Origin of the sequence: Agrobacterium sp. YIC 4121, assembly GCF_002008205.1 — a bacterium.
In the GTDB taxonomy this organism is placed as follows: domain Bacteria; phylum Pseudomonadota; class Alphaproteobacteria; order Rhizobiales; family Rhizobiaceae; genus Agrobacterium; species Agrobacterium leguminum.
The window spans coordinates 135,012-151,799 of sequence record NZ_MRDI01000006.1 but is presented as its reverse complement, the minus strand read 5'-3'; the positions used below and the strand labels follow the sequence as shown (position 1 = coordinate 151,799).

At 60.4% G+C, this 16,788-nt stretch carries 12 protein-coding genes; 8 read left to right on the top strand and 4 right to left on the bottom strand.

The window, feature by feature from the left end; all coding sequences use genetic code 11:
• Positions 1-144: 144 nt before the first annotated feature.
• From leuS to holA, 3 genes are read left to right on the top strand one after another with little or no spacing between them, the layout of a single operon-like run.
• On the top strand, positions 145-2,775 hold the full coding sequence (leuS, locus tag BTE54_RS09915) for a leucine--tRNA ligase (RefSeq protein WP_078052315.1): 2,631 nt from the start codon (positions 145-147) through the stop codon (positions 2,773-2,775).
• Positions 2,768-3,313, top strand: a complete 546-nt coding sequence (lptE, locus tag BTE54_RS09910; RefSeq protein ID WP_161987770.1) for an LPS assembly lipoprotein LptE — start codon at positions 2,768-2,770, stop codon at positions 3,311-3,313. Before leuS ends, lptE begins: the two co-directional genes overlap by 8 nt.
• A gap of 11 nt (positions 3,314-3,324) precedes the next feature.
• Positions 3,325-4,362: a DNA polymerase III subunit delta gene (gene holA / locus BTE54_RS09905; protein ID WP_078052313.1), complete on the top strand. Its 1,038-nt coding sequence runs from the start codon at positions 3,325-3,327 to the stop codon at positions 4,360-4,362.
• 75 nt (positions 4,363-4,437) lie between these two features.
• Here the strand turns inward: holA and fdxA are convergent, their stop codons facing one another.
• The 4 genes from fdxA to BTE54_RS09880 all read right to left on the bottom strand — a co-directional run bounded on the left by fdxA (position 4,438) and on the right by BTE54_RS09880 (position 10,138).
• On the bottom strand, positions 4,438-4,776 hold the full coding sequence (fdxA, locus tag BTE54_RS09900; protein ID WP_003520294.1) for a ferredoxin FdxA: 339 nt from the start codon (positions 4,774-4,776) through the stop codon (positions 4,438-4,440).
• 158 nt (positions 4,777-4,934) lie between these two features.
• Positions 4,935-5,351, bottom strand: coding sequence for an RNA-binding S4 domain-containing protein (locus tag BTE54_RS09895; RefSeq protein WP_078052312.1), 417 nt, complete (start codon positions 5,349-5,351; stop codon positions 4,935-4,937).
• Between the two features lie 4 nt (positions 5,352-5,355).
• Positions 5,356-8,436, bottom strand: coding sequence for a helicase-related protein (locus BTE54_RS09890; protein ID WP_078052311.1), 3,081 nt, complete (start codon positions 8,434-8,436; stop codon positions 5,356-5,358).
• Between the two features lie 457 nt (positions 8,437-8,893).
• A complete protein-coding gene (locus BTE54_RS09880; protein WP_078052449.1) occupies positions 8,894-10,138 on the bottom strand; it encodes a ubiquinone biosynthesis hydroxylase in 1,245 nt (414 codons plus the stop codon).
• Positions 10,139-10,194: 56 nt separating this feature from the next.
• Here BTE54_RS09880 and tesB point away from each other — a divergent pair, with 56 nt between their 5' ends.
• The 5 genes from tesB to BTE54_RS09855 all read left to right on the top strand — a co-directional run bounded on the left by tesB (position 10,195) and on the right by BTE54_RS09855 (position 16,678).
• Positions 10,195-11,079 carry an acyl-CoA thioesterase II gene (gene tesB / locus BTE54_RS09875; protein WP_078052310.1) on the top strand — a complete coding sequence of 295 codons (885 nt, stop codon included), beginning with the start codon at positions 10,195-10,197 and terminating at the stop codon, positions 11,077-11,079.
• 212 nt (positions 11,080-11,291) lie between these two features.
• Positions 11,292-11,642 (top strand): P-II family nitrogen regulator, encoded by a 351-nt coding sequence (locus BTE54_RS09870; protein ID WP_004444057.1) that lies wholly within the window; start codon positions 11,292-11,294, stop codon positions 11,640-11,642.
• A 29-nt stretch (positions 11,643-11,671) separates the two neighbouring features.
• Positions 11,672-13,021, top strand: coding sequence for an ammonium transporter (locus BTE54_RS09865; RefSeq protein WP_121490421.1), 1,350 nt, complete (start codon positions 11,672-11,674; stop codon positions 13,019-13,021).
• 214 nt (positions 13,022-13,235) lie between these two features.
• Entirely contained in the window at positions 13,236-15,902 is a 2,667-nt protein-coding gene (locus BTE54_RS09860) for a DNA translocase FtsK (protein ID WP_198939118.1), read from the top strand.
• Between the two features lie 50 nt (positions 15,903-15,952).
• On the top strand, positions 15,953-16,678 hold the full coding sequence (locus BTE54_RS09855) for an outer membrane lipoprotein carrier protein LolA (RefSeq protein WP_065656876.1): 726 nt from the start codon (positions 15,953-15,955) through the stop codon (positions 16,676-16,678).
• The last annotated feature ends 110 nt before the right edge of the window (positions 16,679-16,788 follow it).

Sequence of the window (16,788 nt, the reverse complement as noted above, 5' to 3'; positions counted from 1 at the left end):
CCTTGATGCCAAGCGGGTTTAGCACCATTTGAGGCACGCTGGCCAAGATTGAACGCCCGAATGCCCCGCCAAACTTGACGCCCCGTTCGTTTCATGGTGAAGGTCAGCGCAAATTTTTCCCCTCGATACCCGGAATTCTAAACAATGGCCATCGAACGTTACAATCCTCGCGACGCCGAGCCGCGCTGGCAGCAGAAATGGAACGAAGACAACGTTTTCGTCACCGACAACAGCGATCCGCGCGAGAAATATTACGTTCTGGAGATGTTTCCCTATCCTTCGGGACGCATCCACATGGGCCATGTCCGCAACTATGCCATGGGCGACGTGGTTGCCCGCTACAAGCGCGCCCGCGGTTTCAACGTCCTGCACCCGATGGGCTGGGACGCCTTCGGCATGCCTGCCGAAAACGCCGCCATGCAGAACAAGGTTCACCCGAAGGACTGGACCTATCAGAACATCGCCACCATGCGCGGCCAGCTGAAATCCATGGGCCTTTCGCTGGACTGGACCCGCGAATTCGCGACCTGCGACGTGGAATATTACCACCGCCAGCAGGCGCTGTTCGTCGATTTCATGGAAAAGGGTCTGGTCTACCGCAAGCAGTCCAAGGTCAACTGGGACCCGGTCGACCATACGGTTCTCGCCAACGAGCAGGTGATCGACGGCCGTGGCTGGCGCTCCGGCGCGCTGGTCGAACAGCGCGAGCTGACGCAATGGTTCTTCCGCATCACCGATTTCAGCCAAGACCTGCTGGACGAGCTGGATACGCTCGACCAATGGCCGGAAAAAGTGCGCCTGATGCAGAAGAACTGGATCGGCCGCTCCGAAGGCCTGTCGCTGCGCTGGCAGACGGTCGCCGGGACAGTGCCGGAAGGTTTCTCCGACATCACCGTATATACGACACGCCCGGACACCCTGTTCGGCGCCTCCTTCCTGGCAATTGCCGCCGACCACCCGCTGGCGAGAGAACTGTCCGCGAACAACCCGGCGATTGCCGAGTTCTGCGACGAATGCCGCCGCCATGGCACCTCGCTCGCAGCACTCGAAACGGCTGAAAAGAAGGGTATCGATACCGGCGTCAAAGTCGTCCACCCACTGGACCCCAACTGGGAACTGCCGGTCTACGTCGCCAATTTCGTGCTGATGGACTATGGCACCGGCGCGATCTTCGGTTGCCCCTCCGGCGACCAGCGCGACCTGGACTTTGCGCGCAAATACGGCCTGCCGGTCGTGGCGGTCGTCGCCCCCGAAGGGCCTGATGCTGCAAGCTTCACGGTCGATGACACCGCCTACACCGACGACGGCGTGATGATCAATTCCGGCTTCCTGAATGGTATGAAAACGACGGATGCCTTCGAGGCGGTCGTGCAGAAGCTGTCGGCGCAGACGCTGGGCAACGCGCCTCAGGCCGAGCGCAAGGTCAATTTCCGTCTGCGCGACTGGGGCATTTCCCGTCAGCGTTATTGGGGATGCCCGATCCCGGTCATCCATTGCGAAGTCTGCGGCGTCGTACCGGTCCCGAAAAAGGACCTGCCGGTCAAGCTGCCTGACGATGTGACGTTCGACGTGCCCGGCAACCCGCTGGACCGGCACCCCACCTGGCGCCATGTCTCCTGCCCGCAATGCGGCCATGACGCGCGCCGCGAAACCGACACGATGGATACTTTCGTCGATTCCAGCTGGTATTACACGCGCTTCACCGCGCCGTGGGAAGACGCACCGACCGATCCGAAGGTCGCCAACCACTGGCTGCCGGTCGATCAGTATATCGGGGGCATCGAGCACGCTATCCTGCATCTGCTCTATTCGCGCTTCTTCACCCGCGCCATGCGCGAAACCGGCCATGTCGGCGTCAAGGAACCCTTCAAGGGACTGTTCACGCAGGGCATGGTGGTGCACGAGACCTATAGCCGCGGCGAAGGCACCGCACGCGAATGGGTGCCGCCGGCCGAACTCAGGATCGAGGAAAACGACGGCACGCGTCGCGCATTCCTGCTCTCGTCCGGCGAAGAGGTGAAGATCGGCTCCATCGAGAAGATGTCGAAGTCGAAGAAGAACGTGGTTGACCCCGACGATATCATCGCGTCCTACGGCGCCGATACCGCACGCTTCTTCGTGCTGTCGGACTCTCCGCCCGATCGTGACGTCATCTGGTCCGAAGCCGGGGTGGAAGGTGCAAACCGATTCGTCCAGCGCGTCTGGCGCATCATCGGCGAAGCAGCGGAAGAACTGAGAACCGTTCAGCCGAAGCCTGCGACCGAAGGCGAAGGCTTGGCGGCCTCCAAGGCGGCCCACAAGACGCTGAAGGCTGTTCAGGAAGACTTGGACAAGCTCGCCTTCAACAAGGCCATCGCCCGCATCTACGAACTGGTCAACGCGCTGGCCGGCCCGCTCGCCGATGTTGCTTCTGGCGGCAAGTCTGAGGACGTCAAGGCGGCCGCGCGCGACGCCGTCGAAATCCTCATCCGCATCATCGCCCCCATGACGCCGCATCTGGCGGAAGAATGCTGGTCCGCACTGGGCAATACGGGCCTCGTGGCCCAGACGCCATGGCCGGCCTTCGTCGCTTCGCTTGTCGAGGAAAACGATGTGGTCATGCCCGTGCAGGTCAACGGCAAGAAGCGTGGCGAATTGACAATCGCGCGCGATGCGGATCAAGATGCGGTCCGAACGGCCGCCCTTGCGCTGGATGCCGTCAAATCCATTCTTGCCGGTGGCGAGCCCAAGAAAGTCATCGTGGTTCCGCAGAGGATTGTGAACATTGTTGTCTGACGTTTTTTCAAGATGGGGCCGCGTCGCGGCAGCGATTTCCGTCGTGACGATGGCTGGTCTTCTGGCAGGCTGCCAGGTGCGCCCGCTTTATGGGGAAGCTTCCGGAACCAAGGAGAGACTGGCGGCCGTCAGCGTCTCCGAGACCGGCGGCAGAGTTGGGCAGGAAGTCCGCAATCAGCTGATCTTTCTGATGTCCGGCGGTGCTGGCGAACCCGCCACGGCGCAATATAACGTCAAGGTTTCCGTAAGCTCGAGCGCGACGTCAACGGAAGTGCAGAATTACGACCTGACGACCCGCGCGAACAACAATTACGATGGCCCATACCCTGGTCGTGTCGTGATGAGCGGTCAATATGTGCTGACACGCGTTTCCGACGGTCAAATCCTTCGCTCTGCACGGCGTAGCGTGACGGCGCAGGTGGACCTGCCGCAGCAGGAATTCGCCAAGATCAGGGCAACCCGCGACGCCGAGAACCGTGCGGCCCGGGAACTGGCTGAAATCATCCGCACCGATATCGCCGCCACGCTCGGCCGCTGAGAGCGGCGGCCGTGACGGAGATAAAGTCCCATGAATTTGAGCGCTTCGCCGAAAATCCGGCGGAGCGCTTTCGCGTTTTCATGCTTTACGGCCCGGATCGCGGTCTCGTATCGGAACGCGCTGGCGTCATCGCCAAAAAAACCGGTATCGATCCTGATGACGCTTTCGCGTCGCTGAAACTGACCGCATCCGATCTGCAGGGCGACCCCGGCCGTCTGCTCGACGAGGTGAATGCCATCGGCCTTTTCGGCGGCGAAAAACTCGTCTGGGTCAAAGGTGCTGCGGCCGAAAAGGCGCTGGTGGATGCGCTGCAGATTCTTGCCGAGACACCGCCGGAAGCAAGCTTCCTCATCATCGAAGCAGGCGACATCAAGAAGGGTACGGGACTGCGCAAGATCGCAGAACCGGCGCGCTCCATCGCTGCGATTCCCTGTTACGCCGACGATGCGCGCTCATTGAACGCATTGATCGATCAGGAACTCTCCGCCGATAATCTGCGCATTGCACCAGCCGCAAGACAGAGGCTCATCGAATCCCTGGGTGGTGACCGTATCGCCTCGCGCAATGAAATCCGCAAGCTGGCACTCTATTGCCGTGGGGCCGACGTGGTCGAGGAAGACGATGTGCTAGCGATCATCGGAGACGCCAGCACGGTTTCCGCAGACGATGCCGTCGACGCCATTCTGAAAGGCGACAGAAACGCCTTTTTCCACGCGACGCAGAAGATCGTCTCTTCGAAGACCCCGATCTTTCTTGTGCTCCAGGGGTGCCTCAAGCAATTCCAGTTACTCGACCAGATGCGGGCCGAAATGGATGAGAAAAAACTGCAGGCCGGTCAGGTCATGCAGACACTCGGACGCCACATCCATTTCCGCAGAAAACCCATCATCGAAAGAGCCCTGCGAACCTGGCAGCCAGCGGCGATCGCACGCGAGATGAACCGCCTGCAGGCCGCCATCCTGCAAAGCCGTCAGCGGCAAAGCCTGGAGGAAAGCGCGGCCCTTCTGACATTGCTGTCGACCACGCTGCAATCCGGCCGCGGCGGATGAGGCCCAGCAAAAAGCCCTCGCGCTGCTGCTGCGAGGGCTTTTTAAATCATGGTTTCGCGGTCAGGCCGTAAAAACTCAGTCGCCCTGTCCGGGCTCGGCGGAGAAATAGAGCTCGAGCTTGCCTTCGACACCGTCCATTTCCTTGGCTTCCGGCATCGGGTCGCGCTTGATCGTGATATTAGGCCAGATTGCCGCATATTCGGCATTGAGCTTCAGCCATTTGTCGAGACCCGGCTCCGTATCGGGCTTGATGGCTTCGGCGGGACATTCCGGTTCGCACACACCGCAATCGATGCATTCATCGGGATTGATCGCGAGGAAATTTTCACCCTCGTAAAAGCAGTCGACGGGGCAGACCTCAACGCAATCGGTATATTTGCAGCGGATGCAATTGTCGGTCACGACATATGTCATGATGAACTCCAGAATATGCAGGCCGGGTCTGTGGGCTTCGGAACACAAGCCGTCGCCCGGAATTCAGACAGGGCAATTTCGCAAGTGACGTAATGCCTTTGCTTGCAGATAGCAAGGATAAACAATTCTGAAAAACGGGTGCGACCCGGAGGTTTATTCTAATCTTTGCTTCCGTCGCTGTCAGACAGAAACCTGTCGAGCGCCCTGCGCTCTTTTTTGGTGGGACGCCCGCTGCCCGGCTGGCGCAACGCCTGCTCGAGAGGTGTCAGCCTGTCGGAAGGTTCCCGTGGCGGCGTCTCGTCGTCATAGAGAAGTCTGGCTTCTTCATAGGGTCCACGCCGTGTTCCGCCGGACCTGACGACAAGCACCTTGTCCATCCGCTCGAAGCCGATCTCCAGCCTGTCGCCCGCCTTCACCACATGGCTGGACTGGCGAATGGCAATGCCGTTGACCTTGACGTGGCCAGACTGAATGTAGCTCTGGGCAAGCGAACGGGATTTTGCCATGCGGGCAAAGAACAGCCACTTGTCCAGACGCTGACGCGTGCTTTCCAGTGGCTGTTCGCTGCTTCCCATGGGCTTACTTCTTCAGTTGCTCCTTGAGAGCAGCGAGCTTTGCGAAAGGCGAATCCGGATCGAGCGGCTTTTCCTTGCGCGGCGGCTTGGCTTCGAAGCGCTGCTGACCCTGCGGCTTTCCGCCACGGTCATTGCGTTCCGGCCGGTCCTTGCGCTCCCCGCGATCGTGACGATCATTGTTGCGGTTGTTGCCACGGTCCGGACGGCCGCCATCGCGCTTGCGCTCGCCGTCGCCACTGCGATTGGCAGCTTCACGGTTTGCACCGTCACGATTGTCGCGACGGCCTTCGCCACGACGCTCGCCCTGTTCGCGCGCTCCTTCACCACGGCCCTGACCGCGATTGCCGGGACGACGGTTTTCGCCACGCTGATTTTCGTTACGACCACCCGGACGCCACAGAAGAACGGGCTTGGGCTCGGCGGCCTCGGCGCCTTCCGGCACGGCCTCGGCTGCGACAGCCTCTTCGCTGGCAGCTTCCGCAACCGGCGCCTCGACAGCTTCGCCTTCGACAGCAGCCGCCGTCTCGGACACCTGTTCTTCGGAAGCCGGCTCGTGTTCCTCGGTCTCGACGCTTTCCTCTTCAGCCGTCGCCGCTTCCGCGGCTGCCGGAGCAGAGGCACCGGCGTGGCTGGCGAGGAAGGCCTGCGCCTCTTCCGCCGTCACCTGATCGGCGCGGTAACCGAGGCCCTTCAGAATTTCTTCCATGTCATCAAGCGTCGCGCCGAGAATGGAAAGCATGGCGGTCGTTGTCGTGAAACGGCGACCGTCATAGGCGCCTTCCGGACGCGGCTGCTGACCGGGCTTCCACTGCAGCAGCGGGCGGATGAGATCGGCCAGACGCTCGAGAATGTCGATACGCACGGCGCGCTTTCCGAGGAAGCGGAAACCGGCGAGCTTGTAGAACATGCGCTCGAAGCTGGCATCGGTGACGACCGAGGTACGGCCTGCGGCCAGCACCGGAATGAGATCGCCGTAACCCGGCTTGCCGAGACCGTCATTCTTCAAAGCCCAGAGCAGCGTCACAAGCTCCGCCGGAGCGGGCTTCAGAAGCGCTGGCAGGAAAACGTGATAAGCGCCGAAACGAACGCCGTAACGGCGCATGGAGGCGCGCGCATCCTGATCGAGAGACTTCACGTCTTCGGCAACGTCGCGGCGGAACAGCACGCCTAGATTTTCCACGAGCTGGAACGCCAGACCCTTCGCCAGACCCTGAAGGTCTTCGGCGCGGGAAATATCGTCCAGCGGCTTCAGCACGGTCGCAATCTGATGATTGACGAAACGCTCGACGCGCGCCAGCGCGTGATCACGGGCATTGCCGTTCAGCTGCTCGTCGGCAAGCAGGATCACCCGCGGCTTCATGATGTTGTCGCCGGCCGAAAGGCGGGCAACCGGTTCGCCCAACCAGCGAACCAGACCATCGGAGCTCAAAGCGAGATCGCCATTTCCACTGGCATGCAGACGCGCGGCACGCGCCTCGAATTCGAGCGCAAGCGCCTTCTGCGCCGCAGCCTGCACGGCCTTCTGATCCGGCCCTTCCATTCCCGGCACCGGCGTGAACCGGAACCCGGCCAACTGGCCGACGTGATGACCTTCTACGAAGACATCACCATTTACACTGATTTCAGCTTCAAGCATCGCATTCTCTCTCAGGCGCCTCATGAGCACAGATGTCCTGCGATCAACAAAGCGTTTCGTCAACCTTTCATGTAGCGCATCGGACAATCGATCCTCGATTTCCCGAGTCTTTTCTTGCCAGTGTGTCGGATCGGCAAGCCATCCTGGGCGGTTCGATACATAAGTCCATGTTCTGATCTGCGCAATCCTCGCAGACAAGGTATCGATCTCTCCATCCGTCCGGTCGGCGCGACGCACCTGCTCGGCCATGAAATCCTCGTTCACCGCCCCGCGTTTGACGAGGTCGAAATAGAGCGTGGAGATCAGGTCCGCATGCTGGGCAGGAGCAATGCGGCGATAGTCTGGAAGAGCGCACGCCTCCCAGAGTTTTTCCACCCGCGCATCGCTCGTCGTCACATCGATGATCTCGGGATAACGCGACAGATATTCCAGCGCCTGCTGGTCGATTGCCGGCAGGGCGCGCGAAAGTCCCTGGATCGCCGGCGCGGCATCGAGGCTCAGGCGCAGATTGGCGATGGAGGAAAAATCGAAATTTTTCGTGCGCCACTGCAGAACCTTAACCGCATCGAACTGATGGGTTTCAATCCGCTCCACCAGCTCGTCATCGAACGGATCGACACGCCCCGTCACGCCGAATGTGCCATCGCGAAGATGGCGGCCGGCGCGGCCGGCGATCTGGCCGATCTCGCCGGGATTGAGATTGCGGAACTGATAACCGTCGAATTTTCGGTCCTGCGCGAAGGCGACATGGTCGACATCGAGGTTGAGACCCATGCCGATGGCGTCCGTCGCCACCAGATATTCGACGTCGCCGGACTGGTAGAGCCCCACCTGCGCATTGCGCGTGCGCGGCGAAAGCGCGCCCAGCACCACGGCAGCACCGCCGCGCTGGCGGCGCACCAGCTCGGCGATGGCATAGACCTCATCGGCGGAAAAGGCGACAATCGCCGTGCGCTGCGGCAGGCGGGTTATCTTCTTCTGGCCCGCATAAAAGAGCTGCGACAGGCGCGGCCGCTCGACCACGGTTATTCCCGGCAGCAGCTTCTCGAGGATAGGACGCATCGTGCCCGCGCCGAGCAGCAGCGTTTCCTCCCGCCCGCGCAGATGCAGCACCCGGTCGGTGAAGATGTGCCCGCGTTCGAGATCGCCCGCCAGCTGCACCTCGTCGATCGCAACGAAGGCGGCCGTCGTCTCGCGCGGCATGGCTTCCACCGTGCAGACGGAATATTTGGCTTTGGGAGGCGCGATTTTTTCTTCGCCGGTAATCAGCGCCACATTCGGCGCACCCACCTTTTCAACGAGGCGGGTATAGACCTCCCGCGCCAGAAGACGCAGCGGCAGGCCAATGACACCGCTGCCATGCGCGACCATCCGCTCGATCGCGTAATGGGTCTTGCCGGTATTGGTGGGGCCGAGAACGGCCGTGACACCGCGGCCGCTCAGGATCATGGGGCGAAAATTCAACGTACTATCCGCGAATCGACTTCATCTGCTTGCCGTGCGCCCAGCATTGCTGATGCGGGCCGCACGCACCACACATGGCAACGCCCGCCGACAAAGGCAATAGGCCTCACCCGCAAAGTGGCGCAGGGCGACCAGTCGACGGAATTTTCCGTTCAGATTCAGCTATTTGAACAAATAAAAAGAATCCGGCGAAAATGAAATCGATTCGGCTGCGGAACAGTCTGCGAACGAATCGAATACGAATCGCTGACTCTATGGGATTCAGCTTTTGTTCTCCGCAATATCTGGTTGGCCAAGGCGGAGATCGTACCAGATTATGAATCCGAATAAGTCCTTGGCCGGATTCAGCTTTACGGCAAAGCCGCCGGGCATGAAATCCCGGAATCGGCTGTCAAGCGGCAATACCGGAAAAGCCGATCAGAAACATACAGGAGGAGTCGGATCAGAGCGCCTCGCCGGCAAGCAGACGCGGCGCATTCGCATCCGTCGTGCCGGCGGCCTGACCGATGAAATAGGATTTGAGACCCGGCAAACGATCCACCACGCCGAGACCGAAATCACGCATGATACGGATAGGGCCAATATCGTTGGAGAAAAGCCGGTTCAGCACATCCGTCGTCACGCCCATCCGCAACGTGTCGAAACGCCGCCACGACTGGTAACGCTCCAGAACGTTGAGTGAGCCGATATCGAGGCCGAGCCGGTCGGCCTCGACCACGGTTTCGGCGAGAGCCGCCACGTCCTTGAAGCCAAGATTGAGGCCCTGCCCGGAAATCGGGTGAATGCCGTGGGCCGCATCGCCCGCAAGCGCAAAACGCGGCGCAACGAAAGAACGCGCCAGCGTCAGACCCAGTGGGAAGGCGCGGCGGGGACCAACCGGACGAAGAGGACCCAGCTTGTGACCGAACCGGCGCTCCAGTTCCTCCTCGAACACCAGATCGTCGGAGGCTACCAGCCTGTCGGCATCGGCCGTGCGTTCGGTCCAGACGAGCGAAGAGCGATTTCCCTTCAGCGGCAGGATGGCGAAGGGGCCGGATGGCAGGAAATGCTCTTCGGCGCAGCCCTCATGCGGCCGCTCATGCTCAACGGTCGTCACGATACCGGACTGATCGTAAGCCCAGTGCACGGTCTTGATACCGGCCATGTCCCTGAGCGCGGAGCGAACGCCGTCACAGGCAATCAGCAATCGCGCTTCGAGCGTCGAGCCGTCAGAAAGGCAAATGGCCGTCGACTGGGGACCCGCGGAAAAATCGGAAACACTGAGACCGTGACGGATTTTTATGCCAAGGCGCTCGCACAGGCCTCGCAATGCGCCCACCAGAGCGACGTTCGGAACCATATGGGCAAACGGCCTGCCTTCTTCCACGGCGCCGTCGAAAGTCAGGAACACGGGACGCACCGGATCGGCGGTCTTCGAATCGGTGACGATCATCTTGTGTATCGGCTGCGCTTCCGGCTCGATCTCGTTCCATATGCCGAAAACATCGAGCATCCGGGTGGCTGCGGCAATAATGGCGGAAGCGCGAACGTCCTTCGACCAGACATCCTCGGGAGAGGCCTCAACCACCTGCACATCAAGATGCCGGGCCGCCTGCTTGATTGCGACAGCAACGGAAAGACCGACATATCCGCCGCCTGCCACCACTACGTCCAGCATCGCGCTTCTCCTCGAATCTTGTGCACGCATCATCGGCGCACTATAGACCATGTGACGTCTTCCTACAGCCGGAGCAGGCCGAAAAAATGTCGCATCCCTCGCAAACGTCAGACCCGATGGCCAATCTCATCGCCACACTCGATCTTGAGAAGCTGGAAGAGAACCTGTTCCGGGGCGAAAGCCCGCAGATCGGCTGGCAGCGGGTTTTCGGCGGCCAGGTCATCGCGCAGGCCCTGATCGCCGCGCAAAGAACCGTGGATAACGACCGTTTCGTGCATTCGCTGCATGCCTATTTCATGCGCCCCGGCGATCCGCTGGTGCCTATCGTCTACCAGGTGGAGCGCATCCGCGACGGCGCGAGCTTCTGCACACGCCGGGTGGTCGCCATCCAGCATGGCAAGGCCATTTTTTCCATGTCGGCGTCGTTTCAGATTTTCGAGGATGGTTTCGACCATCAGATCAAAATGCCTGACGTGACGCCGCCTGAAAATCTGATGAGCGAAGAGCAGATGCAGGCGGCCTTTCTTGCCAAGGCGCCCGCCTCTATCCGCAAATACTGGAGCAACAAGCGGCCGATAGAGATACGGCCGGTATCGCTGACCCACTATATCTCCAGGGAAAAACTCGAACCGCAACAGGATATCTGGGTTCGCGCCGTCGGCGATGTGCCTGATGATCCGCGCCTGCAATCGGCCATTCTCGCTTATCTGTCGGATATGACCCTGCTCGACACCTCCCTCTACGCCCATGGCACGACCATCTTCGATCCGTCCATTCAGGTGGCGAGCCTCGACCACGCCATGTGGTTCCACCGCCCCTGCCGACTGGATGACTGGCTGCTCTACACACAGGACAGCCCCAGCGCTTCCGGCGCACGCGGTTTGACCCGTGGCAATATTTTCACCAGACAGGGTGAACTGGTCGCCTCCGTGGCGCAGGAGGGTTTGATCCGCAAAAGGGCAAATGATTAAATAATGTGCTTTTTCTGAAAATCGCACATTTAATAGACGCAAATTTTGGCGACAAATGCCCCTTTTTCAGACGCCCTTCATATAAGTTTTATATTTCAATACGTTAGATACACACTCAAAACTGGCACGCCCTTTGAATGTATGTCCGCAGTCGCTGTTACTGATCTGCCAGCGGCAGGAGAGTCGGCTCCGTGCCGAGGACAAAACAAAGGATGGGAAACCAGATGAAAATTGTGATGGCCATTATCAAGCCGTTCAAGCTGGATGAAGTGCGCGAAGCGCTCACCGGCGTCGGCATCCAGGGCCTGACCGTGACCGAGGTAAAGGGTTACGGACGCCAGAAGGGGCATACCGAGATTTATCGCGGCACGGAATATGCGGTGAGCTTCCTTCCCAAGCTGAAGATCGAGATCGCAGTTCCATCCGACGTCGTCGACAAGGCCGTCGAAGCGATCGCTTCTGCGGCAAAGACCGGGCAGATCGGTGACGGCAAGATCTTCGTCTACTCTATCGAACAGGCCGTGCGCATCCGTACCGGCGAAACCAACACAGAAGCGCTTTGAAGCACGGCTGACAGGGGAGTTTTCTAACTATGCAACTCAACAAGTTTTCAACGCTCGGCAAGCTGGGCGCCGCAGCGGCGGCCCTGATGGCTCCGGCCATCGCCTTTGCCCAGGATGCAGCGCCGGCAGTGGCCGCGGCCGCTCCCGTTCCGGAAAAAGCCGACACCGCATTCATGTATGTCGCGACGATCCTCGTGCTTTTCATGATCATTCCGGGCCTCGCCCTGTTTTACGGCGGTCTTGTCCGCACCAAGAACATGCTCTCCGTTCTCATGCAGTGCACGGTCGTCGGCGCAGTCATGATGCTCGTCTGGGTAATCTACGGTTACTCCTTCGCCTTTGGCGGCGGCACCGGCCCTTATTTCGGCGGTTTCGGCAAGCTGTTCCTGTCGGGCGTTTCGCTTGACAGCACCTCGGCAACCTTCTCTGAGGGCGTCGTGATCTACGAATACACCTTCATCGCCTTCCAGATGACCTTCGCGGCCATCACGCCGGCGCTGATCATCGGCGCCTTCGCAGAACGCGTCAAATTCTCCGCCGTCATCCTCTTCACCATCCTGTGGGCCACCTTCGTCTATTTCCCGATCGCTCACATGGTCTGGGATGCAAACGGCCTGATCTTCGGCATGGGCGCTCTCGACTTCGCTGGCGGCACCGTGGTTCACATCAATGCCGGTATCGCAGGCCTGATCGGCGCGATCATGGTCGGCAAGCGTACCGGCTTCGGCAAGGACATGATGGCCCCCCACTCGATGACGCTGACCCTCGTCGGCGCAGCCATGCTGTGGTTCGGCTGGTTCGGCTTCAACGCCGGTTCCAACCTCGAAGCATCGGGCGGTGCGGTTCTCGCAACCATGAACACCTTCCTCGCAACCGCAGCCGCCATCGTTTCCTGGTCGCTGGTTGAAAGCTTCACCCGCGGCAAGGCCTCCATGCTGGGCGCCGCTTCGGGCATGATCGCCGGTCTCGTCGCCGTCACGCCCGCCGCTGGCTCCGTCGGCCCGATGGGCGCCATCGTTCTCGGCCTCATCGTCTCGCCGATCTGCTACTTCTTCGTCTCCGTGGTGAAGAACAAGTTCGGTTATGACGACACGGCTGACGTCTTCGGCGTACACGGCATTGGCGGCATCATCGGCGCTCTTGGCACCGGCATCTTCACCTCGCCGCTGCTTGGCGGCACAGGCAAGGAAGACTTCTCCATCGCCTCGCAGGTCTGGACGCAGTTCGTCGCCGTCGCCATCACCATCGTCTGGTGCGCCATCGTCTCCGCGATCCTCTACAAGATCGTCGACGTGATCGTCGGTCTGCGGGTTCCGGTCGAAGCCGAACGCGAAGGTCTCGACCTCGCAACCCACGGCGAAGCCGCCTACCACTCCTGATATCCGGGAAAAGGGGTTCTCCATCCCCTCTCCCAAAAGAAGGCCCGCTCCGGCGGGCCTTTTTCTTTGCCGTAAATCTGAAGCGCTTCAAAAAACCGCATGGTTAACACGACATTAACCAGCAAGCGGTTAGTTTTCCCTGTCAATCCGGGATCAGGTCTCCTGCCGGATCTTGCCGAAACCATAAAACGACGGGTTCAGGGACATGGGCAGAATGCATTCTCCGACATTCGATGGTCGTCACACGCGCTTCGTGTTGACGGCGTTTTTCGTGCGTCAGATCATGGCTCTCGCCGGTTTCGCTCTGCTGGCCACGATTGCACTGGGCATCGCCGCGCTCGCGACATGGAATGTCGCGGATCCGAGCCTCTCCTACGCGACAGGAAACCAGCCTACCAATCTTCTGGGTTATGGCGGTGCGATTTTCGCCGATATCGTGATGCAGTTCCTCGGGCTTTCCGCAATCATCTCGCTCCTGCCCGTCATCGCCTGGGCGATCGCGCTGATCGCCGGCCGCAAATTCCACCGCATACCCGTTCGCCTTGTGGCCTGGGTCGCAGGCGCCATCGTCTGCGCCGCCTCGCTCGGCTGTTTTCCGGCCCCCGTGACATGGCCGCTGCCGAACGGCATCGGCGGCGTCATCGGTGACATGATCCTTCGTTTTCCCGCCCTTTTTATCGGCGCTTACCCCACCGGCACGATTGCCACGGTACTGGGCGTGATATTCGCGGCGCCTGCCGCATGGCTGATGCTGTTTGCCGCCGGTGTCGTTGGCGGTCTGGATGACGAGCTGGAACGCGAAGAAGCGGCTCCCGTCACCACCAGCAAGGCCCGCGCCGCCCGTGAGGCCGAAGAGGATGATGAAGACGACGGCGAGGGTTTCTTCGCCAATATGCTCGCCTTCGGCGCGCTGGCGCATTACTGGTACATCACCCAGGCGCGCCTGCGCCGCCTGTTCGGCCTGAAGTCGAAATCACTGCACGATGAATTCGAACATCCTTACGACTTCAACGAATATGAATTCGGCACGCTGAACGAACCGTCGCGCCTCAAGACCGCGATCAACCGCCTCGACCAGCGCGCAGAGCCGTCTTTCGAAGAACGCGCCGCATCGCGTCGCCAGATGTCACCTCCCTCCATCGCCCTCGATCATGACGAGGACATAGATGACGAACAAACCTTCGACGCGGATGGACGCCGGCTGCCGAACGGCATTCTCTCCGACGACGAGTCCGACCAGAAATTCACGGCCCGACAGGCGCCGGGACGCGGGCAGCCCAGAATAACCGCCCCTTCCGCACGCCCGAAGCCCAGTGAGCGCGTGGCAAGGGAAGCGCAGGCCTCTTTCATCGCCGCAGACGGTTTCCAGCTCCCCACCGTCCACCTTCTGGCGGAGCCGAAGAATGTCGTGCGCGACAATATGCTAAGCGAGGAAGTGCTGGAACAGAACGCCCGCCTTCTGGAAGGCGTTCTCGAGGATTTCGGCGTCAAGGGCGAAATCATTCATGTCCGCCCCGGCCCGGTCGTCACGCTCTACGAACTGGAACCGGCACCCGGCATCAAATCCTCGCGCGTCATCGGCCTTGCCGATGACATTGCCCGCTCCATGAGCGCGATCGCCGCCCGTGTCGCCGTCGTTCCCGGCCGCAATGCCATCGGCATCGAACTGCCGAACCAGACGCGCGAAACCGTGTTCCTGCGGGAACTGATCGGCAGCCGCGATTTCGAAAACAGCAAGGCCAAACTCGCCATGGCGCTCGGCAAGACCATCGGCGGCGAACCCGTCATCGCCGATCTCGCCAAGATGCCGCATCTGCTCGTTGCCGGCACCACAGGTTCGGGCAAGTCGGTCGCCATCAACACCATGATCCTGTCGCTGCTTTACCGCATGTCGCCGGAACAGTGCCGGCTGATCATGATCGACCCGAAAATGCTCGAACTGTCGATCTATGACGGCATTCCGCATCTGCTCTCTCCCGTCGTTACCGATCCGAAAAAGGCCGTCGTGGCGCTGAAGTGGACGGTGCGCGAGATGGAAGAGCGCTACAAGAAGATGTCGAAGATCGGCGTGCGCAATATCGACGGCTTCAACAGCCGCGTGCAGCAGGCGCTCGACAAGGGCGAGATACTCACCCGCACGGTGCAGACCGGCTTCGACCGCCAGACCGGCGAGGCGATCTACGAAACGGAAGAGTTCGATCTGAAGCCCCTGCCCTATATCGTCGTCATCATCGACGAGATGGCCGACCTGATGATGGTCGCCGGCAAGGACATCGAAGGCGCGGTGCAGCGCCTGGCGCAGATGGCGCGCGCCGCGGGCATCCATGTCATCATGGCGACCCAGCGCCCCTCCGTCGACGTCATCACCGGCACGATCAAGGCAAACTTCCCGACCCGCATTTCCTTCCAGGTGACGTCGAAGATCGACAGCCGCACCATCCTTGGAGAACAGGGCGCCGAACAGCTGCTCGGCATGGGCGACATGCTCTATATGGCAGGCGGCGGACGCATCCAGCGCGTGCACGGTCCTTTCGTTTCCGACAACGAGGTGGAAGAGATCGTCGCCTATCTGAAGACACAGGGCGCACCGGAATATCTGGAAGCGATTACCGAGGAAGACGACGAGGAAGGCAATGGCGGCGGCCCGACCGGCGCCGGCAGTTTCTCCGATTCCGAGGACCCGTACGATCAGGCCGTGGCCGTCGTGCTTCGCGATGGCAAAGCCTCCACCTCCTATGTGCAGCGGCGTCTCGGCATCGGTTACAACCGCGCCGCCTCGCTGATCGAGCGCATGGAGCAGGAGGGCATTATCGGCCCCGCCAACCACGCCGGAAAACGTGAAATACTCGTACCGACGGAAGCAGACATCATCGAGCGGTAACGTCCGCAACCAAGCGGGGCGAAGAAGCGTTATTACACGCTTTCAACGTCATGAAGCCGCCGCCTTTTATGCGGACAATCGCTGCGATGAAGGAGAATAGAATGAACGACCTCACCACCGGCGAAACGGCCAACGCAAACACACCGCAAAACAGCGTGACGCGTCGTGGCGTGCTGACGGCATTTTCCATGGCCGCAATCATGGCCGGCCTGTCGCCGCTTGACGCCTTTGCCCAGGCAGCCGGCAACACGGCGACAGCGCAGAAAATCGCCAATCACTTCTCATCGGTCAAAACCATGATGGGGGAATTCGTCCAGTTCGGCCCGCGCGGTGAACAGACCGGCGGCAAGTTCTACATCGAACGCCCCGGCAAACTCCGCTTCAACTACGAAGACCCCTCGCCCATGCGGGTCATCGCCGACGGCAAGAACGTCGTTATCGGCAATATGAAGCTCAAGACGTGGGATCTTTATCCGCTCTCCAAGACGCCGCTCAGCCTGCTTCTGTCCGACAAGATCGATCTCGGCAATCAGAAGGTTCGCAACGTCAAGGAAGAATCGGACCTGACCACCATCGTGCTGGGCGACAAGAGCGTCTTCGGCGATTCCACAATTACCCTGATGTTCGATCCGAAGACCTTCGATCTGAGGCAATGGACCACGACCGATGCCCAGAACAAGGACACGACCGTCATGATCTTCAACGTCCAGACCGGCGTGAACCTGGATGAACGCGTCTTCAACATCAATTACGAGGAAGTCCGCAAAGGCGGCTGAGGCTTCAAGCCCCAAGGAAATTCTTGGAAAGGCGACCCTGCGGTCGCCTTTTTCATTTTACCGCTAAAATACATTCCCGTTTTCGTCGCAATGTTATAAGCCTGCGCCCC